The following is an 18884-nucleotide window of genomic DNA, read 5'->3' as shown; positions in this document are numbered from 1 at the left end:
ATTTTGCCGGCGAATTGCCGGCATGGCGGGCCAGGCGGCCCGCCATGCGCCCGCCTACAGGGCGTATTCCGCGGCCTCTTCGCGCGCGGTGCGGCGGCGCGGCAGCGGTTCGTTGGCGGCGGCCACGCCGGCCACGGCCATCTGCTTGGCCTGGCTGACCTGGCGTTGCTGGAACACGCCACAGCTGGCGGCGGCCGGGTCGGTCTCGTCGCGGCCGCTGAGCAGCGGGCAGCTGGCGAACAGTTCCGCGACCCAGTCGGCGAACGCGCGCACCTTGGGCGACAGCTGGCGGCTTTGCGGATACAGCACCGAGATCGGGGTGGCGCTGGGCTTCCACTGCGGCAGCACTTCGATCAGCTCGCCCGACTGCAGGTACGGCAGCGCCATGTAGCGCGGCGTCTGGATCAGGCCGAAGCCCTTCAGGCCGCAATCCAGGTAGGCGCCGGCTTCGTTCACCGCGACGGTGCCGCGCATGTCCACTTCCTGGTGCTTGCCGTCGATCTTGAAGTCCCAGGCGCAGTTGCGGCCGGTGCGGCTGGAGAAATAATGCACCGCGTGGTGGCTGCGCAGTTCCTCGATGGTCTGCGGCATGCCGTAGCGCGCGACGTAGGTCGGCGAGGCGCAGGTCACGGTCTGCAGCGTGCCGATGCGGCGCGCCACCAGGCTGGAGTCTTCCAGGTCGCCGGCGCGGATGACGCAGTCGACGGCCTCCTGCACCATGTCCACCGGACGGTCGCCCAGGCCGAGCACCAGCTCGACGTCGGGGTACTTGTCGTGGAAATCACACAATGAGGGAATCAGGATCAGCCGGCCGATACAGGTCGGCACGTCGATGCGCAGCCGCCCCTTCAGGCGCAGGGCCGCTTCCTGGAAGCAGGCCTCGGTTTCCTCGACATCGGCCAGGATGCGCACGCAATGCTGGTAGTAGCCGGCGCCGTCGGGCGTCAGGCCGATGCGGCGGGTGGTTCGATTGAGCAGGCGCACGCCCAGCAGGCGTTCGAGATTCTGGATGATGGTGGTGACGGTGGTGCGCGGAAGCGAGAGGCTGTCGGCCGCCCGGGTGAAGCTATTGGCGTCCACGACGCGCACAAACACCTGCATAGCCTGAAAACGGTCCATGGCGACGGTGTCCTTTAAGGGCAATTTGGTCGGGGTGTACGGAGCATAACCCGAATCCGTCCGGGATTAGACAAATCCACCGAACAGTGTTGCCGAGATAGCAGTGTTTATCCGCGCGGGCAAAACACTCAGAATGCAAACCATCTTGAAGTGCCCGTGCCGCCCGGCGCCATCCCAGGGCCTGTCAATCCTCAGATTCCGATCCCGGTAGAGCCCGTCCCCACATAGACGGATTTCACCAGGGAAACGTAACCGCGTTGAATGTTGCACTGCAATATGACATCGGTGTTTCAGGACTGCCAGACCCGCCGCGATGCCCGGCCCCGCCGCCACCCGCCCCCCTCGCGGTCCCCGGCAAGCGCGCTTCACCCCGACACCACCCTCAAGGAACATCATGGTTTCGCGTAATCGTATTGCTGTGCTCGTCGTTTTCGCGGCCGTCATCGCGGCCGGCGGTAGCTACGCCCTGTTTCGCGCCCCCGCCGGCGCCAATGCGGCCCAGGCGCAAGGCGCGCCCGCCGCGCCCCCTGTCGAAGTGGCGGAAGTGGTCAACAAGACCATCGTCGACTGGCAGCGCTATTCCGGCCGGCTGGAAGCCATCGATCGCGTGGACATCCGTCCGCTGGTCTCCGGCACCCTGACCGCCGTGCACTTCCAGGACGGCAGCATCGTCAAGAAGGGCGACGTGCTGTTCACCATCGACCCGCGCCCCTACGCGGCCGAGGTCGACCGCGCCGCCGCCGCCCTGACCGCCGCCAAGGCCCGCGCCTCGTACACGGCCACCGAACTGGCCCGCGGCCAGCGCCTGCTGACCGACAACGCCATCGCCCGCCGCGATTTCGAGGAAAAGCAGAACGCCGCGCGTGAAGCCGCGGCCAACCTGCAGGGCGCGCAGGCCGCGCTGGACTACGCCAAGCTCAACCTGGGCTACACCCGCATCGAAGCGCCGGTCGCGGGCCGCGTGTCGCGCGCGGAAGTCACGGTCGGCAACGTGGTCGCCGCCGGCGCCACCTCGGTGCCGCTGACCACGCTGGTGTCGGTCTCGAAGATGTACGCCTCGTTCGACGTCGACGAGCAGACCTTCCTGAAGTACGTGAACCCCGCCCGCAACGGCAAGGCCGGCTCGGTGCCGGTCGAGCTGGGCCTGGCCAACGAGGACGGCTACTCGCGCACCGGCTTCGTGCAATCGGTGGACAACCGCCTGGACGCCACGTCCGGCACCATCCGCGTGCGCGCCGAGTTCGACAACGCCGACGGCACCCTGCTGCCCGGCCTGTACGCCCGCATCCGTCTGGGCGGCAGCGAGCCGCGCAGCGCCGTGCTGATCGACGAAAAGGCCATCGGCACCGACCAGGACAAGCGCTACGTGCTGGTGCTGGACGACAAGAACCACGCCAACTACCGCCTGGTCAAGCTGGGCGCCAACCAGGAAGGCCTGCGGGTCGTGGACTCCGGCCTGGCCGCCGGCGAACGCATCGTGGTCAACGGACTGCAGCGCGTGCGGCCCGGCGACGCCGTGAACCCGACCGTGGTGCCCATGGTCACGGCGCAACGCAACCCGGTCAAGACCGCGGCCGCCAACTAAGCCGCCGGTGAACCGCAAAGCAGAACGAGAACGTTCATGAATATCTCGAAATTCTTCATTGACCGGCCGATCTTCGCCGGGGTGTTGTCCGTGCTGGTGCTGCTGGGAGGCCTGCTGGCCATGTTCCAGCTGCCCATCTCGGAATACCCGGAAGTGGTGCCGCCCTCGGTGGTGGTGCGCGCGCAGTATCCGGGCGCCAACCCCAAGGTCATCGCCGAAACCGTCGCCTCGCCGCTGGAGGAATCCATCAACGGCGTGGAAAACATGCTGTACATGCAGTCGCAGGCCAACAGCGACGGCAACCTGACGCTGACGGTCAACTTCAAGCTGGGCGTGGACCCGGACAAGGCCCAGCAGCTGGTGCAGAACCGCGTGTCGCAGGCGCTGCCGCGCCTGCCGCCGGACGTGCAGCGGCTGGGCGTCACGACCACCAAGAGCTCGCCCACCCTGACGCTGGTGGTGCACCTGATCTCGCCCAACGACCGCTACGACATCACCTACCTGCGCAACTACGCGATCCTGAACATCAAGGACCGCCTGGCGCGCATTACCGGCGTGGGTGAAGTGACGGTGTGGGGCGCGGGCAACTACTCGATGCGCGTGTGGCTCGACCCGCAGAAGGTCGCGCAGCGCGGCATGACGGCCAGCGAAGTGGTCGCGGCCATCCGCGAGCAGAACGTGCAGGTCGCCGCCGGCGTGATCGGCGCGTCCCCGACCCAGGGCGACGTGCCGCTGCAGCTGAACGTGAATGCGCGCGGCCGCCTGCAGACCGAAGAGGAATTCCGCGACATCATCCTCAAGACCTCGGCCGACGGCGCCGTGACGCACCTGTCGGACGTGGCCCGCGTGGAACTGGATGCCCAGGAATACGGCCTGCGTTCGCTGCTGGACAACAAGCAGGCGGTCGGCATGGGCATCATGCAATCGCCGGGCGCCAACGCGCTGGACGTGTCGTCGCAAGTGCGCGCCGCCATGGTCGAGCTGGCCCAGGACTTCCCGCCGGGCGTGGAATACCGCATCGAATACGACCCGACCCAGTTCGTGCGTTCCAGTATCGAGGCCGTGGTGCACACGCTGCTGGAAGCCATCGCGCTGGTGGTGCTGGTGGTGATCCTGTTCCTGCAGACCTGGCGCGCGTCCATCATCCCGCTGCTGGCGGTGCCGGTGTCGATCGTCGGTACCTTCGGCCTGCTGCTGATGTTCGGCTATTCCATCAACGCGCTGTCGTTGTTCGGGATGGTGCTGGCCATCGGGATCGTGGTCGACGACGCGATCGTGGTGGTGGAAAACGTCGAGCGCAACATCGCGGCGGGCTTGAGTCCACGCGACGCGACCTATCGCGCCATGCGTGAAGTGAGCGGCCCCATCATCGCCATCGCGCTGACGCTGTGCGCGGTGTTCGTGCCGCTGGCGTTCATGACCGGCCTGACCGGCCAGTTCTACAAGCAGTTCGCCATGACCATCGCCATCTCGACGGTGATCTCGGCCTTCAACTCGCTGACGCTGTCGCCGGCCCTGTCGGCCCTGCTGCTCAAGAGCCACCACGACAAGCCGGACTGGCTGACCCGTGGCATGAACCGCGTGTTCGGCCGCTTCTTCAACTGGTTCAACAACATGTTCGGCCGCGCCTCGGAGAACTACGGCGTGGGCGTGTCCGGCGTGATCCGCCGCAAGGCCGGCGCCATGGGCGTCTACGCCGTGCTGGTGGCCGCCACCATCGGCGTGTCGTACCTGGTGCCCGGTGGCTTCGTGCCGGCGCAGGACAAGCAGTACCTGATCGGCTTCACGCAGTTGCCCAACGGCGCCTCGCTCGACCGCACGGAAGACGTGATCCGCCAGATGAGCGCCATCGCCCTGAAGGAACCCGGCGTGCAGAGCGCCATCGCCTTCCCGGGCCTGTCGATCAACGGCTTCACCAACAGCTCCAGCGCCGGCATCGTGTTCGTGACCCTCAAGCCGTTCGACGAACGCAAGGGCGCGGCGCTGTCGGGCAACGCCATCGCGGCTTCGCTGAACCAGAAGTTCGGCGCCATCCAGCAGGCGTTCATCGCCGTGTTCCCGCCCCCGCCGGTGCTGGGCCTGGGCACGCTGGGCGGCTTCAAGCTGCAACTGGAAGACCGCGCGGCGCTCGGCTATGCCGAGCTGGACAAGGCCAAGCAGGCCTTCCTGGCCAAGGCGCGCCAGACGCCCGAACTGGGCCCGGCGTTCTCGAGCTATGAGATCAACGTGCCGCAACTGGACGTCGACCTGGACCGGGTCAAGGCCAAGCAGCTGGGCGTGCCGGTGACGGAAGTGTTCGACACCATGCAGATCTACCTGGGCTCGATGTACGTCAACGACTTCAACCGCTTCGGCCGCGTGTTCCAGGTGCGGGCCCAGGCCGATGCACCGTACCGCGCCCACGCCGACGACATCCTGCAACTGAAGACCCGCAATTCCGCGGGTGACATGGTGCCGCTGTCGTCGCTGGTGACGGTCAAGCAGACCTTCGGTCCGGAAATGGTGGTGCGCTACAACGGCTACACCGCCGCCGACATCAACGGCGGCCCGGCCCCGGGCTACTCGACCAACCAGGCGCAGGCCGCGGCCGAGCGCGTGGCGGCGGAAACCCTGCCGCGCGGCGTGAAGTTCGAGTGGACCGACCTGACGTACCAGCAGATCCTGGCGGGCAACGCCGGCCTGTGGGTGTTCCCGATCAGCGTGCTGCTGGTGTTCCTGGTGCTGGCCGCGCTGTACGAAAGCCTGACCCTGCCGCTGGCCGTGATCCTGATCGTGCCGATGAGCATCCTGGCGGCGCTGACCGGCGTCTACCTGACGGGCAACGACAACAACATCTTCACCCAGATCGGCTTGATGGTGCTGGTGGGGCTATCGGCGAAGAACGCGATCCTGATCGTGGAATTCGCCCGCGAGCTGGAGATGAACGGCCGCACCCCGCTCGAAGCCGCGATCGAGGCCAGCCGCCTGCGTCTGCGCCCGATCCTGATGACGTCGATCGCCTTCATCATGGGCGTGGTGCCGCTGGTGCTGTCGTCGGGCGCCGGTTCGGAAATGCGCCATGCCATGGGTGTCGCGGTGTTCTTCGGGATGCTCGGCGTGACCCTGTTCGGCCTGTTCCTGACGCCGGTGTTCTACGTGCTGCTGCGTTCGCTGGGTGGCAAGACGCTGCACTCGGCCGCGCCGCATGAAGCGCCGGTGTGCGTGCCGCACATCGATCCGAACGCGCCGCCCGCCACGCAGCACAACGCCTGATCCGGCCTGGAAAAAATAGCCAGCGCGTCCCGTCCCGAACGGCGGGGCGCGCGCCCAAGAGAATCGTCATGAAGACCAAAAGACTGATCCGCAGTTCCGCCCTGCTTGCCGTCCTGCTCGTGCTGGCCGGCTGCGCGGTGGGTCCGACCTACGAACGACCCGCCGCCGCCGCGCCGGCGGCCTACAAGGAAGCCGCCCTGCCCGCCGCCGAAGCCGGCACCTGGACGCAGGCGCAACCGTCTGAAGAGGCGCTGCGCGGCGAATGGTGGAAGGTGTTCGGCGACGAAGGCCTGAACCAGCTGCAGGATGAGGCCCACAAGGCCAACCAGAACCTGCAGGCCGCCGCCGCCCGCCTGACGCAGGCCCGCGCGTTGCAGCGCGAAGCCCGCGCCGGTTTCTTCCCCAGCCTGGACGCCGCCTTCGGTCCCAGCCGCCAGCGCCCCTCGGCGGTGTCGCAGGGCCTGCCCGACGGCACGGCGACGCGCCCGTCGACCACCTGGCGCGCGCAAGGCACGGTGTCGTACGAGGCCGACCTGTTCGGCCGAGTCGCCTCCACGGCCGACGCCGCCACCGCCGACGCGCAACAGAGCGAGGCGCTGTACCGCTCGGTGCTGCTGGCGTTGCAGGCCGACGTCGCCACCACCTATTTCCTGGTGCGTGAGCAGGACGCCGAGGCCGCGCTGTACCGCCAGACGGTGCAACTGCGCACCGAGACGCTGCAGCTGATCCAGCGCCGCTACGACGCGGGCGACATCAGCGAGCTGGACCTGGCGCGCGCCAAGGCCGAGCTGGCTTCGGCGCAATCCGAGGCGCTGGGCATCGACCGCCGCCGCGCTGCCGGCGAACACGCGCTGGCCGTGCTGCTGGGCCGCGCCCCGTCGGAATTCGCGATGCCGCCCAAGCCGATCGAGAAGGTGGCCCTGTCGATCCCGGCCGGCCTGCCGTCGACGCTGCTGGAACGCCGCCCCGACATCGCCGCGGCCGAACGCGCCATGGCCGCCGCCAACGCCCGCGTGGGCGCGGCCAAGTCGGCGTTCTTCCCGCGCCTGGACATCACCGGCGCGTTTGGCTACGAGTCGTCGGAGCTGGGCAACCTGTTCCAATGGTCGAGCCGCACGTTCCTGCTGGGCCCGCTGGTCGGCGCCGCGCTGTCGATGCCGATCTTCGACGGCGGCCGCCGCCAGGCCGGCCTGGACCGCGCCCGCGCGGTCTACGAGGAAGACGTGGCGGTCTACCGCCAGACGGTGCTGAATGCGTTCCGCGAGGTCGAGGACAACCTGGCCAATCTGCGCATCCTGTCCGATCAGACGCGCGCGCAGGACGCCGCGGTGGAAGCCTCGGCCCGCGCCGCGAAACTGTCGCACACGCAATACCGCGAAGGCTCGATCAGCTATCTGGACGTGATCGAAGCCGATCGCAGCGTGCTGCTGCAGCAACGGGTGGCGGTGCAGTTGAGCGGTGAGCAGGCGCGGTCGGCTGTGGATCTGATTCGGGCGATTGGGGGCGGATGGGGGAATCCGATTCCTGGTGCGGAGACTGTGGCGGCCAATCGTTAGTTGTTCATCGCTCGATCGTTGGCTGGCGATGATGAGTCGTTCTTCGTGGGTCGCCCCTCGGTCGGGCGGACCCGCTGGCGGGCGCCCACGATTGCGGTCCGGAGCGTTCGCTCCGGACTGCCCCATCCTCATCCTCGTTGCCGCCTGCCGGCGGCTGCCTTCGGATTCCGTCGGGCGCATCGAGGTTGCCCGCCAGCGGGTCCGCCCGCCCGAGGGGCTACGAGCGTCTAGGCTTGTCTCGCTGCTGGACCCGTGTGCGGGGAATGGAATCTACAGGGCTGCCCATCGCGGCCGCGCAGACGGCCACGATGGGCGTCTGCGCATTTGAAAGTGTTGCGGGTGCGCTGCGCGCTGGCGGCGAGCGGTTTTCTAATGATTCCGCACCTCAGGGGGAGGGGCGGTGGTGGTCGGCGCGGCATACGACATGTTGCGCGGGACGAGCTCTCGCGCCGACCACAAACCGTCGGGGTGCCAACAGGCTTTCAATAGCAAACGATTCCGCCGTTCCTACACGCGAGAGCGCCATCATCCCGATGCAAGACGTCGCGTAAGCCGCAAAAGGCCGCCCGCGCGGCCGGCTTGCGGCGGGCCCCGCAAGACCCTCCTCTCCCGCTCCGCTGTGCGCCAACACGCCAAGCACACAGCCCGCCCCGACGCTCGACGCTAAGTCTCATCGCGAGCGCGTGGTGGGGTCGGTGGGGGATGGCGGGGCGTGTAGATGCGCCCGACGGAATCCGTAGGGAGCCGAAGGCGGACGAGGATGAGGAAGGGGCAGTCCGGAGCGAACGCTCCGGACCGAAATCGTAGCCCCGCCATCCCCCACCGCCCCCGCCACGCGCGCCTCAAGGACCCAACCCGTCACAACAACAACGCCCTACAATCTCCAACATGCCGCCCCTCCGACTCTTCTACGCCCTCTGGCCCGACGCCACCCTGGCTCAAACGCTATCCGATTGGACCGCCCAGGCCCGCCTCCACAGCCACGGCCGCCCCATGCGCCCCGAAACCCTGCACATGACGCTGGCCTTCCTCGGGTCCGTAGAAAAGGACATCGCCGACGAGCTCATCGACGCCACCCCCTACCATCGCCTGCAGCCCGGCAACGTCACCCTGGACCGCTACGGCGTCTTCAGCCGCCCCGGCATCCTGTGGGCCGGTCCCGAGCGCACGCCGGATTCCCTGCAGGCCAGCCACGACGGGCTGTGGTTGTGGCTGTCGGCCTTTGGCTTCGTCCCGCCGGCCCAGCCATTCCGCCCCCACGTCACGCTGCTGCGCAACATCGAGCGCAACGACCCGCCCGCCGACGCCCCGCCGCCCATCACCTGGCACTACGACCGCATGGCGCTGGTCGCGTCCGAAGCCACCGACGGCGGCAGCCGCTACCGGGTCGTCGCCCAGTCACGGCCGCAGCCCGTCTGACGCTGCCGTGGCGGCGCTCTGGCACAATCGAGCGCGTCGCAACGACTTAGGATCTCCATGATCATCCTGCTCGACCAAGACGGCGTGCTGGCCGATTTCGAACATGCCTTCATCGACGCCTGGCGCGCGCGCCACCCCGACATCGCGCCGGTGGCGTTCGAGGACCGCAAATCCTTCTACATCCGCGAAGACTACGCGCCCGAGCTGCGCGGCATGGCCGAGGCCATCTACACCGCGCCCGGCTTCATCCGCGACCTGCCGCCGGTGCCGGGGGCGCTGGACGCCGTGAAGGAACTGCTGGCGCTGGGCATGGACGTGCGCATCTGCACCTCGCCGCTGTCCCAGTTCGAGAACTGCGTCGCCGAGAAATACCTGTGGGTCGAGAAGCACCTTGGCCGCGACGCCACCAACCGGCTGATCCTGACCAAGGACAAGACCCTGGTGCACGGCAACCTGCTGATCGACGACAAGCCGCTGATCCAGGGCGCGGTCAAGCCGGGCTGGAAGCACATCCTGTTCGACGCGCCCTACAACCGCCAGGTCACCGACCGCCCCCGCATCACCTGGGCCGACTGGCGCAACGTCCTGGCGGGCGAGCTGTATACGGCGGACGAATGACGGCCGGATGACACCCTGAAGGGGGATGCCCGGCCCTGTTCAGCGGCCGGGGTTGGGACTATCCTGTGGTGCTGTATCCCCACATCCTGGAGGAGCCCGCACCATGAATCTGCACCGTCTGCTCAAGCAGCGAGAAGCCGACCACAAGCCCTTGCGCGTAGCGCTGCTGGGCGCCGGAAAGTTCGGCGCGATGTTCATGAGCCAGGCTCCGCGCACGCCCGGCATGCGGCTGGTGGCGGTGGCCGACCTGGCGCCCGACCGGGCCCGCGCAGCGCTCACCCGGGTCGGCTGGCCGGCCACGGCGCTCAATGCCGCCAGCCCGGGCGACGCCCTCAAGAACGGCAAGGTCTATTTCACCGACGATCCGCACGCCGTCATCGCCAGCCCCGAGGTCGACATCGTCATCGACGCCACCGGCCAGGCGGCCGCGGGCATCGGCCACGTGCTGACCTGCTGCGAATACGGCAAGCACATCATCATGGTCAACGTCGAGGCCGACGCGCTGGCCGGGCCGTTGCTGGCGCGGCGGGCGCGCGAAGCCGGCATCGTCTATTCGCTGGCCTACGGCGACCAGCCGGCGCTGATCTGCGAAATGGTGGACTGGGCGCGCGCGGCGGGCTTCGAGGTGATGGCGGCCGGCAAGGGCACCAAATACCTGCCCGAGTTCCACACCTCCACGCCCGACACGGTGTGGCCGTACTACGGCTTCACCGCCGAGATGGTGGCCGCCGGCGACTTCAACGCGCAGATGTTCAACAGCTTCCTGGACGGCACCAAGAGCGCCATCGAGATGGCCGCGGTGTCCAACGCCACCGGCCTGCTGCCCTCGCCGTCCGGCCTGCATTTCCCGCCCTGCGGCGTGGACGACCTGGCCCGCGTGCTGCGGCCGCGTGAAGACGGCGGCATCCTGCACCATCGCGGCCAGGTGGAGGTGATTTCCTCGCTCGAACGCGACGGCCGGCCGGTATTCCGCGACCTGCGCTGGGGCGTGTACGTGACGCTGGCGGCCGACAGCGACTATGTGCGCCGCTGCTTCAAGGAATATGGCCTGGTCACCGATCCCAGCGGCAACTACACCGCCATGTACAAGCCGTATCACCTGATCGGCCTGGAACTGGGCATCAGCGTGGCCAGCGTCGGGCTGCGGCGCGAGCCGACCGGCGCGCCCGCCGGCTGGCACGGCGACGTGGTGGCGACCGCCAAGCGCGACCTGCAGGCCGGGCAGCTGCTGGACGGCGAAGGCGGCTACACGGTGTACGGCCGGCTGATGCCGGCGCGCGATTCGGTCGATGAAGGCTACCTGCCGCTGGGCCTGTCGCACCAGGTCAAGCTCAAGCACCCGGTGCGGCAGTCGCAGGCGATCCGCTGGCGCGACGTGGAATACGACGAACGCTCGGCCGCCGTGCAGTTCCGCCGCGAAATGGAACAGACCTTCGCCTGAGCCGGCGCGGCGTCACCGCCAACACGCCCGCGTACGAGTGACGGGGCGCGGCGCGGGCTGGCCGCGTGGGCAGCCGCGCCGATCCTTGCCCGCCGCGCTCAGACCGGCGGCGAGCGCTCTGCCTGGAACAGGCGCAGCCGGTCGGCGGCGTTGCGCAGGTGCTGCTCGGCCGCACGGCCGGCGGCATCGGAATCGCCGCCTTCGATGGCGGCGAAGATCGCCTGGTGTTCGCTCTGCACCGCCGCCATGCGCTCGGCATACATGCGCGCCGTATTGTTGCGGGCGCTGCGGATGACGCGCCGCACATTCGCTTCCAGGTAGTCGTTCAGCGCCACCAGGTGCGGGTTGTGCGTGGCCTGCACGATGGCCTGGTGGAACTGGTAGTCCTCTTCGTCGCCCAGCTTGTCGTTGATGAGCGCGTACTCCATGCCGACCAGCGCCTGCCGCATCTTCTTCAGGTCGGGGTCGGTGCGGCGCTGCGCCGCATAGCGCGCGGCGGTGACCTCGATCGACAGCATCAGTTCCAGGATGTGTTCCAGGTCCTGGCTGTCGCCCGGCGAGGGCGCGGCGATGCGGAAGGCGTTGCGCTGGAAGTTCGGGTCGACGAACACCCCGCTGCCCTGCTGCGAGGTGATCAGGCCCTCGGATTTCAGGCGGGCCAGCGCCTCGCGCACCACGGCGCGGCTGACCGAATAGATCTCGGTCAGCTGTTTCTCGGTGGGCAGGCGGTCGCCGGGCGCCAGGGCGCCCTGGCGGATCTGCTCGGCCAGCGCGTCGGCCACGCCCGCCGAGAGCGAGTGCTTGGGCGCGGCGCGTTGCGGGTCGGAGTCCCGCCTGTCCTGTGCTTGGTTAGGCTGCATGTGGAATCGTTAAAACGAGGAGGCGGCTCGCGGGGCGGCCGCCGTGGTTATAGGAATTTTCGACGTTTCACTGCGGCGGCGCCCTTGAAAATTATAGGATTTTGCCGGATGCGAGGGCGCGGCCGTTTCAGACTTTACGCGATATAGATGCCGCCGTTCACCTGCATCACCTCGCCGGTCACGAAACCGGCCAGCGGCGAGCACAGGAAGGCGATCGCGCCGGCGATTTCCTCGGCGGTGCCGAAGCGCCGCAGCGGGGTGCTTTCCAGCAATTGCGCGCCCTTCTGGCCGATCAGGTCGTGCGTCATCGAGGTGGCGATGATGCCCGGCGCCACCGCGTTCACGCGGATCTGCGGCGCCAGCTCCAGCGCCAGGCTGCGGGTGAAGCTCTGCACCGCCCCCTTGGAGGCCGAATACGCCGCGTGCGCGTAGCTGCCGCGCTGCGCCGCCAGCGAGGTCAGCAGCACGATCGAGCCGTTCTGGCGCAGGTGGCGCTGGGCCGCGCGGCACACGTAGAAGGTGCCGTCCAGGTTCACGCCCATCAGCTTTTTCCAGGCCTCGTCGCTGGTGTCCTTGACCAGTTGCTCGGGGTAGATGCCGGCGCAATGCACCAGGTGGTCGAGGCCGCCGAAATGGTGCGCGGCGCGTTCCAGCACCCGGTCGCAATCGTGCGAGGCGGCCACGTCCAGCGCGTGCACGAACACCCGCTGGCCGCTGGCGTCCAGCTCGGCGGCGACCTCGTCCAGGCGCGCCTTGTCGATATCGGTGAGCACCAGCCGGGCGCCATGGGCGGCCATCAGCCGCGCGGTCGCCAAACCGATGCCATTGCCCGCGCCGGTGATGGCCACTACCTGTCCTTCGAACGAAATCATGCTGTCTCCAAAGCGCTTTTTCAACGGCCCGCGTCCCGTCGCGAAGCGTCGCCGGCGATTCGATTGAACCGCCAAATGGATCGCTTGACACGGGAAAAACGCTTGCCCTATGATTTATCTGACAACTTAATAAAGTTGCCTGACAACTTGTGTTGAAAGCGTAAAGCAACTGGCGATTTCAGGCAAGGGCGTCAAGAAAACACGGCCAACGGCCGCATGACAGGCAGGGGACAACCAGGTGGAAATCACCGGCAGCACAACCGTATTCGCGATCGCGGCCGACCCGATCGCGCACGTCAAGACGCCCCAGCGGCTCAACGCCCTGCTGCGCGAGCGCGGCATCGACGCCGTCATGGTGCCGTTCCACGTGGCCGCCGCCGGCCTGCCCGGCCTGTTCGCGGGCCTGCGCGGCCTGGCCAACCTGGGCGGCCTCGTCGTCACCGTGCCCCACAAGGAAAGCGCCGCCGCGCTATGCGACGCGCTGACGCCCGCCGCCGAACTGATCGGCGCCGTCAATGCGGTGCGGGTGCGCGACGGCCACCTCACCGGCGGCAACTTCGACGGCCTGGGCTTCGTCGCCGGCCTGCGCAGCCAGGGGCACGACCCCGCCGGCCGCCATGTCTACCTGGCGGGCCTGGGCGGCGCCGGCAAGGCCATCGCCTGCGCCATCGCCGACACCGGCCCGGCCAGCCTGCGCCTGTACAACCGCTCGCCCGGCAAGGCCGAGGCCTTCGCCGAGCGCCTGGCGCGCCACTATCCCGGCCTGGCCATCCACGTGGCCGGCCCCCGTCCCGAGTCCTGTGACATCGCCATCAACGCGACCACGCTGGGCCTGGACGACAACGATCCCCTGCCCTTCCCGCTGGACGCCCTGGCGCCCGGCGCCGTGGTGGCCGACGCCGTCATGAGCCGCGTCGACACGCCGCTGCTGCGCGCCGCCGCCGCGCGCGGCTGCCGCACCCATCCCGGCCTCTACATGCTGGAAGGACAACTCACCGAAATTGCCCGCTTCCTGGGCATAGAAGAGCCGCAGCAAAGCGCGCTTGCTTGATTCACGGACCTACCACTCCCGTTCCACGGAGGAGACACGCATGAAATTGGCTTTCACCACCGGCCTGTTGTGCCTGGCCGGCATTGCCGCATCGGCCCAGGCCGCGCCCGTCAAGATCGGCCTGATCGAGACGCTGTCCGGCCCGCAGGCCTCGACCGGCCTGATGTTCCGCGCCGCGGTCAAGTACGAACTGGACCGCATCAACGCCGCCGGCGGCTGGAACGGCCAGCCGCTGGAACTGGTCGAGTTCGACAACCAGGGCGGCCCGGTCGGCGCCTCCGACCGCTTCCGCGCCGCGGCCGCCGAAGGCGTGCAGATCCTGGTGCAGGGCTCGTCGTCGGCCATCTCCGGCCAGCTCACCGAGGACGTGCGCAAGCACAACCTGCGCAACCCCGGCAAGGAAGTCGTGTTCCTGAACGTGGGCGGCGAAGCGTTGGAACTGACCGGCCAGAAGTGCCACTTCTACCATTTCCGCTTCACCACCAACGCCGACCTGCGCGTCAAGGCGCTGGCCTCGGTGATGTCGGCCGACGGCACGCTGGGCAAGCGCGTCTACGCCATCAACCAGAACTACTCCTGGGGCCAGGACATGGAAGGCGCCACCGAGCGCTTCGCCAAGCAGTACGGCTATGAAGTGGTCGGCAAGACGCTGCACGAAGTCAACAAGATCCAGGACTTCGCGCCCTACGTGGCCCGCATCCGCTCGGCCAACCCCGACACCGTCGTCACCGGCAACTGGTCCAACGACCTGCTGTTGCTGATGAAGGCGACGCAATCGGCCGGCCTGAAGGTGCGTTTCGCCACCGTGTTCCTGGACCAGGTCGGCAACCTCGCCAACGCCGGCGACGTGGCGCTGGGCCACTACATCGCCCATCCGTACAACATCGAGGCCGCGGGCGAGGAAGGCGCCAAGTTCGCCGAGGACTACAAGGCCAAGACCGGCCACTACCCGAGCTACACCGAGCCGCAGACCGTGATCGGCATCACCTTCCTGGGCGAAGCGCTCAAGCAGGTCAAGCCCAAGGACGGCAAGCTGTCCGTGCCGGACCTGGCGCGCGCGCTGGAGAAGGTCACCTACACCTCGCCGCTGGGCACCTACACCATGCGCGCCGAGGACCACCAGGTGCAGCTGCCGATGGTGGTGTCCAAGGTCGGCAAGAACGCCAAGTACAAGGCCGACGGCACCGACATGGGCTTCGAGCCGGTCAAGGTGCTGTCCTCCGCCGACGTGTCCGCGCCGGTGCAGGCCACCTGCAAGATGGTTCGCCCGGACTGATGACGCGATGGCCGCGGACGACACGTCGTCCGCGGCCGCTCGCCAATAAAACGCTCACCGGCGCGGGGCCGGAAAAAACAGGGCGTGATCGATCGCCAGGCGCCCGGCGCCTGCGCGCAAGGATATTGGAGCGGACATGGAATACTTTACCGTCTCGCTGTTGAACGGCGTGATTTACGGCCTGCTGCTATTCATGGTGTCGGCAGGCCTGACACTGATCTTCGGAATGATGGGCGTGCTCAACTTCGCGCACGCCTCGTTCTACATGATAGGCGCGTATGCCGCCTACACCCTGACGCCCGTCACCGGGTTCTGGACCGCGCTGGTGCTGGCCACCCTCATCGCCGGCGTGCTCGGTATGGGCGTGGAGCGCTTCTTCCTGCGCCGCGTGCACAAGTTCGGCCACGCGCAGGAACTGCTGGTGACCTTCGGCCTGGCGTTCATCGTCGCCGAGCTCATCAAGCTGTTCTACGGCGACTTCCCGGTCGACTACCGCGTGCCGCCATTCCTGAACTTCGCGGCCTTCCGCGTGTTCGACGCCGACTATCCCTTCTACCGCCTGCTGATGGGCGGCGTGTCGCTGGCGATGTTCGCGGTGATCTACCTGCTGCTGTCGCGCACCCGCGTCGGCATCGTGGTGCGCTCGGCCATCTACCGGCCGCGCATGGCCGAGGCCCTGGGCCACAACGTGCCGCTGGTGTTCATGAGCGTGTTCGGCGTGGGCGCGGCGATGGCCGGCCTGGCCGGCGCGGTCGCGGGCGCGTTCTACACCACCAACCCGAACATGGCGCTGGAACTGGGCGTGCTGGTGTTCGTGGTGGTCGTGGTGGGCGGCCTGGGTTCGCTCGAAGGCGCCATGATCGCCTCGCTGCTGATCGGCCTGATCAGCTCATTCTCGGTGGGCATCGACGCCAGCCTGGCGACCCTGTTCAGCCTGTTCGGCGCCGGCGAGTGGGCCGAAAGCGTGGGCGGCCTGATGACCGTGAAGATCTCCAGCCTGGCCGCGACGCTGCCCTTCCTGCTGATGCTGGTGGTGCTGCTGGTCAAGCCCTCGGGCCTGAAGGGAGAGCAGGCATGAGCCCGACTCCCGTTTCCTCGCGCCGCGCGCCGGCGGCCCTGCTGCTGCTCGCCTGCGTGGCGGCGCTGTGCGCGCTGCCGTGGCTGCTGCCGCCGGGCCAGCTGGTCGCGGCGGTGCAGATGCTGATCGCGGCGTTGTTCGCCTGCGCCTTCAACCTGCTGGCCGGCCAGGGCGGCATGCTGTCGTTCGGCCACGCGGCCTACTTCGGCGTCGGCACCTTCGCCACCATCCACGCCATGAACGCGCTGGGCGGCGCGGGCCTGTTGCCGACGCCGCTGATGCCGCTGGCCGGCGGCGTGGCCGGCCTGCTGTTCGGCCTGGTCGCGGGCTGGTTCGCCACCATGCGCGCCGGCGTCTACTTCTCGATGATCACGCTGGCGCTGGCCGAACTGCTGCACGCGCTGGCGCCGCACCTGAAGGGCGTGTTCGGCGGCGAGGCCGGGCTGTCGGCCATGCGCATGCCGGCCTGGGGCTTCACCTTCGGCTCGGACATCGAGGTGTACTTCCTGGTGCTGGCCTGGGTGCTGGTCTCGCTGGCCGCGCTGTATGGCCTGACCCGCACGCCGCTGGGCCGCCTGACGCTGGGCCTGCGCGAAAACGCCAACCGCCTGCGCTACCTGGGTTACCGGCCGCATACGCTCAAGACCATGGTGTTCGCGCTGTCGGCCATGTTCGCCGGCATCGCCGGGGGCCTGCAGGCGTTGAACATCGAGGCGGGCAACTACGTGCTGTTCGAGGTCAAGCTGTCGACCGACGCGGTGCTGTTCGCCTACATCGGCGGCGTCAACGCCTTCCTCGGCCCGGTGCTGGGCGCCTCGATCCTGACCTTCCTGTCGCAGACGCTGGCCGACATCACCCGGTCGTGGCTGCTGTACCAGGGCATTCTGTTCGTGCTGGTGATGCTGTTCGTGCCGGACGGCCTGGTCGGCCTGGTACAGCGCGCCGCCAAGTCGCTGCGCCAGCGCGGCCTGGCCGACTGGCTGCCGCGCGCCGCGGTATCCGTTATCGGCGGCCTGCTGCTGACCGCCGCCACGGTGTTCACGGTGGAACTGCTGCAACGCATGTTCGCGCGCGACTACCGCTCGCTGCTGGCGATGAACCCCGATGCCGGCTGGCCCGCCATTTCCCTGTTCGGCCACGACTGGGCGCCGCTGGCGCTGTCGACCTGGCTGCTGCCGCTGGCGCTGTTCGTGGGCGGCCTCCTGGCCTGCCGCTGGGCGCTGGCCCTGTGGCGCAGCGAGGCCGACGCCGCGCCCGTGCTGGAGACCGCAAAATGAGCCACGAGATCCTGACCCTGACCGACGTGCGCAAGTCCTTCGGCGACGCGCAGATCATCCGCGGCGTCAACCTGAAGGTCCAGGCCGGCGAACGCCACGCGGTCATCGGCCCCAACGGCGCCGGCAAGTCCACGCTGTTCCACCTGATGTCGGGCTCGTTCGCGCCGACCTCGGGCGACATCAGCCTGCGCTCGCGCCCGATCGGCGGCTTGCCGCCCGAGCGCATCAACCGCCTTGGCCTGGCGCGTTCGTTCCAGATCACCAACGTGTTCCCGCGCCTGTCGGTGCGCGAGAACCTGCGGCTGGCGGTGCTGCGCATGCACGGCCTGGTCTACAACTTCTGGCGCCCCATCGCGCGCCACCGCGCCGTCAACGAGAACGTCGACCAGCTGCTGGAGAAAGTGCGCCTGGCCGCCAAGCAGCACACCGCCGCGGGCGACCTGAACTACTCCGAGCAGCGCTCGCTGGAAATCGGCATGACGCTGGCCTCGCGGCCCAAGGTGATCCTGCTGGACGAGCCGATGGCCGGCATGTCGCAGCACGAGGTCGACTACACCGTCGAACTCATCAAGGACGTGACGCGCGACTGCACCCTGCTGATCGTCGAGCACGACATGCAGGTGGTGTTCTCGCTGGCCGACCGCATCAGCGTGCTGGTGTACGGCGAGATCCTGGCCACCGGCACGCCCGCCGACATCCGCGGCGACGCCCGCGTGCGCGAAGCCTATCTGGGAGAGGAAACGGTATGAGCATGCAATCCCCCCTGCTGGCCCTGCAAGGCGTGCACGCGCACTACGGCAAGAGCCACATCCTGCACGGCATCGACCTGACGGTGGGCCGCGGCGAGGTGGTCAGCCTGCTGGGCCGCAACGGCGCCGGCCGCTCCACCACCATGAAAAGCATCATGGGCCTGGTGGACGTGACCGCCGGCCACATCGCCATCGAAGGCCGCGACATCACCAACAAGCGCCCGTTCGAGATCGCCCGCGCCGGGCTGGGCTTCGTGCCGGAAGAGCGCGAGGTGTTCGCCAACCTGACGGTGGACGAGAACCTGCGCATGGGCGAACAGCCCGCCCGGCCCGACGCCCCGGCCTGGACCATCGAACAGATGTTCGGCTATTTCCCGCGCCTGAAGGAACGCCGCAATACCCGCGCCGGCAACCTCTCCGGCGGCGAGCAGCAGATGCTGACCATGTGCCGCTCGCTGCTGGGCAACCCCAAGGTCATGCTGATCGACGAACCCACCGAGGGCCTGGCGCCCAAGATCGTCGAAGTGATCGCCGACGTGATCCGCGACATCCACCAGCGCGGCGTGTCGGTGGTGCTGGTCGAGCAGAAGCTGACCATCGCATTGAAAGTGTCCACGCGCGTCAGCGTGATGGGCCATGGCCGCATCGTTTTCGAAGGACCGCCCGCGCAACTGCATGAGCGCCAGGACGTGGTCCAGGAATGGCTGGCGGTCTGACCGCGGCCCTATCTG

15 protein-coding genes are annotated in these 18884 nt (G+C 68.3%); 12 read left to right on the top strand and 3 right to left on the bottom strand.

Annotated features, from left to right (window positions below; all coding sequences use genetic code 11):
• Positions 1–54: 54 nt before the first annotated feature.
• On the bottom strand, positions 55–1119 hold the full coding sequence (locus I6I07_RS09970) for a LysR family transcriptional regulator (protein WP_198486513.1): 1065 nt from the start codon (positions 1117–1119) through the stop codon (positions 55–57).
• A 394-nt stretch (positions 1120–1513) separates the two neighbouring features.
• Here I6I07_RS09970 and I6I07_RS09965 point away from each other — a divergent pair, with 394 nt between their 5' ends.
• From I6I07_RS09965 to I6I07_RS09940, 6 genes are all read left to right on the top strand, one after another.
• The gene (locus tag I6I07_RS09965; protein WP_198486512.1) at positions 1514–2704 is read left to right on the top strand and encodes an efflux RND transporter periplasmic adaptor subunit; all 1191 of its coding nucleotides are present in this window, start codon (positions 1514–1516) and stop codon (positions 2702–2704) included.
• 36 nt (positions 2705–2740) lie between these two features.
• Positions 2741–5956 (top strand): efflux RND transporter permease subunit, encoded by a 3216-nt coding sequence (locus I6I07_RS09960; RefSeq protein ID WP_198486511.1) that lies wholly within the window; start codon positions 2741–2743, stop codon positions 5954–5956.
• 68 nt (positions 5957–6024) lie between these two features.
• On the top strand, positions 6025–7512 hold the full coding sequence (locus I6I07_RS09955; protein WP_198486510.1) for an efflux transporter outer membrane subunit: 1488 nt from the start codon (positions 6025–6027) through the stop codon (positions 7510–7512).
• Between the two features lie 888 nt (positions 7513–8400).
• Positions 8401–8931 (top strand): RNA 2',3'-cyclic phosphodiesterase, encoded by a 531-nt coding sequence (gene thpR, locus I6I07_RS09950; protein WP_198486509.1) that lies wholly within the window; start codon positions 8401–8403, stop codon positions 8929–8931.
• A gap of 57 nt (positions 8932–8988) precedes the next feature.
• Positions 8989–9549 (top strand): 5'-3'-deoxyribonucleotidase, encoded by a 561-nt coding sequence (locus I6I07_RS09945; protein WP_198486508.1) that lies wholly within the window; start codon positions 8989–8991, stop codon positions 9547–9549.
• Between the two features lie 103 nt (positions 9550–9652).
• The gene (locus I6I07_RS09940; RefSeq protein WP_061073138.1) at positions 9653–10990 is read left to right on the top strand and encodes an NAD(P)H-dependent oxidoreductase; all 1338 of its coding nucleotides are present in this window, start codon (positions 9653–9655) and stop codon (positions 10988–10990) included.
• Between the two features lie 98 nt (positions 10991–11088).
• Here I6I07_RS09940 and I6I07_RS09935 read toward each other — a convergent pair whose 3' ends face one another.
• On the bottom strand, positions 11089–11850 hold the full coding sequence (locus tag I6I07_RS09935) for a FadR/GntR family transcriptional regulator (RefSeq protein ID WP_198486507.1): 762 nt from the start codon (positions 11848–11850) through the stop codon (positions 11089–11091).
• Between the two features lie 134 nt (positions 11851–11984).
• A complete protein-coding gene (locus tag I6I07_RS09930; RefSeq protein ID WP_006386231.1) occupies positions 11985–12722 on the bottom strand; it encodes an SDR family NAD(P)-dependent oxidoreductase in 738 nt (245 codons plus the stop codon).
• 238 nt (positions 12723–12960) lie between these two features.
• Between I6I07_RS09930 and I6I07_RS09925 the strand changes: the two genes are divergently transcribed.
• The 6 genes from I6I07_RS09925 to I6I07_RS09900 all read left to right on the top strand — a co-directional run bounded on the left by I6I07_RS09925 (position 12961) and on the right by I6I07_RS09900 (position 18869).
• On the top strand, positions 12961–13773 hold the full coding sequence (locus tag I6I07_RS09925) for a shikimate dehydrogenase family protein (RefSeq protein WP_198486506.1): 813 nt from the start codon (positions 12961–12963) through the stop codon (positions 13771–13773).
• Positions 13774–13813: 40 nt separating this feature from the next.
• A complete protein-coding gene (locus I6I07_RS09920; protein WP_198486505.1) occupies positions 13814–15049 on the top strand; it encodes a branched-chain amino acid ABC transporter substrate-binding protein in 1236 nt (411 codons plus the stop codon).
• Positions 15050–15185: 136 nt separating this feature from the next.
• Positions 15186–16127 (top strand): branched-chain amino acid ABC transporter permease, encoded by a 942-nt coding sequence (locus I6I07_RS09915; protein WP_198486504.1) that lies wholly within the window; start codon positions 15186–15188, stop codon positions 16125–16127.
• The gene (locus I6I07_RS09910; protein ID WP_198486503.1) at positions 16124–17404 is read left to right on the top strand and encodes a branched-chain amino acid ABC transporter permease; all 1281 of its coding nucleotides are present in this window, start codon (positions 16124–16126) and stop codon (positions 17402–17404) included. Before I6I07_RS09915 ends, I6I07_RS09910 begins: the two co-directional genes overlap by 4 nt.
• Complete coding sequence (locus I6I07_RS09905) at positions 17401–18153, top strand: ABC transporter ATP-binding protein (protein WP_006391635.1); 753 nt, start codon at positions 17401–17403, stop codon at positions 18151–18153. Before I6I07_RS09910 ends, I6I07_RS09905 begins: the two co-directional genes overlap by 4 nt.
• Positions 18150–18869, top strand: coding sequence for an ABC transporter ATP-binding protein (locus tag I6I07_RS09900; RefSeq protein ID WP_198486502.1), 720 nt, complete (start codon positions 18150–18152; stop codon positions 18867–18869). Before I6I07_RS09905 ends, I6I07_RS09900 begins: the two co-directional genes overlap by 4 nt.
• Positions 18870–18884: the final 15 nt, after the last annotated feature.

The organism is Achromobacter deleyi (assembly GCF_016127315.1).
Lineage (GTDB): Bacteria > Pseudomonadota > Gammaproteobacteria > Burkholderiales > Burkholderiaceae_B > Achromobacter > Achromobacter insuavis_A.
Note: the sequence above shows the minus strand (reverse complement) of the source record. Positions and strands in the feature narration are given on the sequence as shown.